The sequence below is a fragment of the Streptomyces sp. NRRL F-525 genome, from assembly GCF_000716605.1.
Lineage (GTDB): Bacteria > Actinomycetota > Actinomycetes > Streptomycetales > Streptomycetaceae > Streptomyces.
Genome location: NZ_JNXE01000097.1, coordinates 1 through 3,612, shown reverse-complemented (window position 1 = coordinate 3,612; position 3,612 = coordinate 1). Strand labels below are relative to the sequence as shown.

Below are 3,612 nucleotides of genomic sequence, written 5' to 3'. Positions count from 1 at the left end.
GACGGCAGAGCCGCGGACGACCGCGAGCACCTGGTGCCCGTTGCGCTCGGCGTCCGACAAACGCTCCAGCAGCACCAGGCCGACACCCTCGCCCCAGCCGGTGCCGTCGGCTCCGGCTGCGAACGCCTTGCAGCGGCCGTCCGCCGACAGTCCGCGCTGCCGGCTGAACTCCACGAACAGGCCCGGCGTGGCGATCACCGTCACGCCGCCCGCGAGAGCGAGCGTGCACTCGCCCGCCCGCAGCGCCTGGCATGCCAGGTGCAGTGCGACCAGCGAGGACGAGCAGGCGGTGTCGACGGTGACCGCCGGGCCTTCGAGCCCGAAGGTGTACGAGATCCGGCCGGAGGCGACACTGCTTCGAACGCCTCCCAGGCGGTCTCCAGCAGCAGCCGCTGCTGCGGGTCGATCGCCAGCGCCTCCCGCGGCGAGATCCCGAAGAACTCCGGGTCGAACTCCACGGCGTCGTAAAGGAATCCGCCATGCCGGGCGTACGACGTACCCGTCCGTTCCGGGTCGGCGTCGTAGAGATCCTCGTTCCAGCCGCGGTCGGTTGGGAACTCCGAGATCGCGTCGCCGCCGTCGGAGAGCAACTGCCAGAGCTGCTCCGGAGTTTCGACACCTCCCGGGTAGCGGCAGCTCATCGCCACGATGGCGATCGGCTCCTGCCGCTCCGATTCGACCTCCTGCAGGCGCTGCCGAGTCTCGTGTAGGTCGGCCGTTACCCGCTTCAGATAATCGCGGAGCTTGTCTTCGTTCACCATGCGACGTCAATCCTCACGAGGTGGGCGGGAGCCGGTGCGCTCATGGGCGGGTGAGCGGAGGAGCCGAAGAGCGGCGGAGCGGTCGGGCGGGTCCGGGCCGGGCAGGTCCGGGTCAGGACATTCCGAGTTCTTTGTCGATGAAGTCGAAGATCTCGTCGTCCGAGGCACTCTCCATCTTGCTGACCACGCTTTCGTTGGACTTACTTCCGGCTGCCGACGACAGGCTCAGCAGGAACCCTTGAAGGCGGCTCACCAGCTGTGTACGTGCGGTGTCGTCCAGCGAGCCGGCCGCAAGGGACGCCTCCACGCTGTCCAGCCGGGCGAGCAGAACGGTCGACTCGTCGGCTTGTTCCGGGGTCACGGCGCGCAGTAGGTATGCGGCGAGCGCGGCCGGCGTCGGGTAGTCAAAGGTGAGCGTGGCAGGGAGCCGTAGACCGGTGACGGCCGTGAGGCGGTTGCGGAGTTCCACGGCGGTGAGGGAGTCGAAGCCCATGTCCAGGAAGCCGCGCACCGGATCGATGGCCGTCCCGGCGCCGTGACCGAGGACTTCTGCCACCAGGCTGCGAACCAACTCCTCTACGGCGGTGGTGCGTTCGCCGGCCGGTAGTGCGGCCAACCGCTCGGCGAGCGACACGGATACGTCCCGGCCGGCCGCCGCCGCCCGGCGGACGGGGGTACGGACCAGGCCCTGGAGCACGGACGGCAGCGTGCCGTCGGCGGCCTGCGCCCGCAAAGCGCCTGGGTTGAGCCGCATCGGGACGACGGCCGGCTCGGCGACGAGGCCGAGCGCCGTGTCGAGCAGCGCCAAGCCCTCGTCGGGGCTGAGCGGGGCGATGCCGCTGCGGCTGAGTCGGGCAAGGTCGGCGGCTTCCAGGGTGCCGCCCATGCCGCCGGTGGGGGCCCAGAGGCCCCAGGCGAGGGAGGTGGCGGCAAGACCGTCGTGCCGGCGCCACGTCGCCAGGGCGTCGAGGAAGGTGTTGGCGGCGGCGTAGTTGGCCTGACCCGCGTTGCCGAGGATGCCTGCGGCGGATGAGAACAGCACGAAGGCGCTGAGGTCGAGATCTGCGGTGAGCTGGTGGAGGTGCCAGGCCGCGTCGACCTTGGGCCGCAGGACGGTGTCCAGGCTTGCCGGGGTGAGCGCTGTCACCGTGCCGTCGTCCAGGACGCCGGCGGTGTGGATGACCGCCGTCAGCGGGTTCTCGGTGGGCACTCCCGCGATGAGGCGCGCCAGGGCGTCGGGATCGGCGGTGTCGCAGGCGGCGATCGTCACGGTGGCACCGTGGGCGGTGAGTTCGGCTTCCAGTTCCAGGGCGCCTTCGGCGTCGGGGCCGCGCCGGCTGGTGAGGACGAGGTGCTGGGCACCGTGTTCGGCCACGAGGTGGCGGGCGACCAGAGCGCCGAGGACGCCGGTGCCGCCGGTGATCAGGACGGTGCCTTCGGGGTCGAGGGGGAGCGGAGCCGTGTCGGTGGCGGTCATCCGGGTCAGGCGGGGCCTGCTCACGGCTCCCTGGCGGAGGGCGAGTTGAGGTTCGCCGGTGGCCAGCGCGGCCGGAAGCGCGTCCGTGGACGCTTCGGATCCGTCCAGATCGGCGAGGACGAACCTGCCGGGATTCTCCGTCTGCGCCGAGCGGACCAGGCCCCAGACGGCGGCCGCGGCGAGGTCGGTGATCGGGTCGTCCGCGCCGGTCGCGACAGCACCCCGGGTGAGCAGGACCAGCTTCGACTCGGCGTAGCGGTCGTCCGCCAGCCAGCTCCGCACCAGGCTCAGCGCCTGGTCCAGCAGCGCCCGGGTGCGGGCCACGACGTCCTCGGCCTCGGACGTGACTGGTGCGAGGACGAACGCCGGGATGCTGTCGGCCTCGCTCAGCTCGGCGAGTGGTTCGGTGCTCGGGGTGGGCGGGGCCGCTGCGGTTACGGGGCTGGTCCACGTGAGGCGGTACAGGTCGTCGTGGTCGGCGGTGGTGTGGGGCGGCGCGAGTTGTTCGGTCGTGACAGGGCGCACGGTGAGGGTCTCGACGGTGGCTACGGGTGCACCGGCCGGGTCCATCAGGGTGAGGGCGACGGTGTCGGGACCGTCCGGGGTGATCCGGGCACGAACGGTGCTGGCCCCGGTGGCGTGGAGTGTGATGCCGTTCCAGGCGAACGGGAGGCTGAGCTGGGCCGCGCTGTCCACGGTGTGGAGGGCGATCGCGTGGAGGGTGGCGTCGAGGAGTGCGGGGTGGATGCCGAAGCCGGTGGTGTCGGTGCCTTCGGGGAGGGCGATGTCGGCGTAGAGGGTGTCGCCGTCGCGCCAGGCGGCTTGCAGGCCCTGGAAGAGGGGGCCATAGCCGAGGCCGAAGTCGGTGAGCCGGCCGTAGAGGTCGGTGATGTCGACAGGAGTGGCCTGGGCGGGCGGCCAGGTTGAGGTGTCGTCCGGGGTGGCGGGTTCGGCTGTCGCAGCGCTGAGCGTGCCGGTGGCGTGGCGGGTCCAGGCGGCGTGGTCCCCGGGCCGCGAGTGGATGCTGATGGCGCGCCGGCCCTGCTCGTCCGGGGCCGCTGCCACCAACTGCAACTGGACGATGGCGTCCGGCTGGAGGACCAGTGGCGCTTCGAGGGTGAGTTCCTCGACGTGGGGAGCGTCGAGCTGGTTGCCGGCGTGCAGCGCGAGGTCGAGGAAGGCGGTGCCGGGGAGCAGCACCGTACCCATGACCGCGTGGTCCGCCAGCCACGGGTGGGTGCGCAGCGACAGCTGACCGGTGAAGAGGGCGCCCTGGCCCTCGGCGAGTTCGACGGTGGCGCCGAGCAGTGGGTGGTCGGTGCGGTCCAGGCCGAGGTCGGTCGGTTTGCCGGTGGTGGTGGGGGTGTCGAGCCA

At 71.7% G+C, this 3,612-nt stretch carries 1 protein-coding gene and 1 pseudogene; both read right to left on the bottom strand.

The window, feature by feature from the left end:
- A pseudogene (locus tag OO69_RS47985) lies at positions 1-758 on the bottom strand (beta-ketoacyl synthase N-terminal-like domain-containing protein); the annotation flags it as partial.
- Positions 759-873: 115 nt separating this feature from the next.
- The coding region (locus OO69_RS47980; RefSeq protein WP_033287364.1) for a type I polyketide synthase at positions 874-3,612 on the bottom strand (2,739 nt) is incomplete at its 5' end.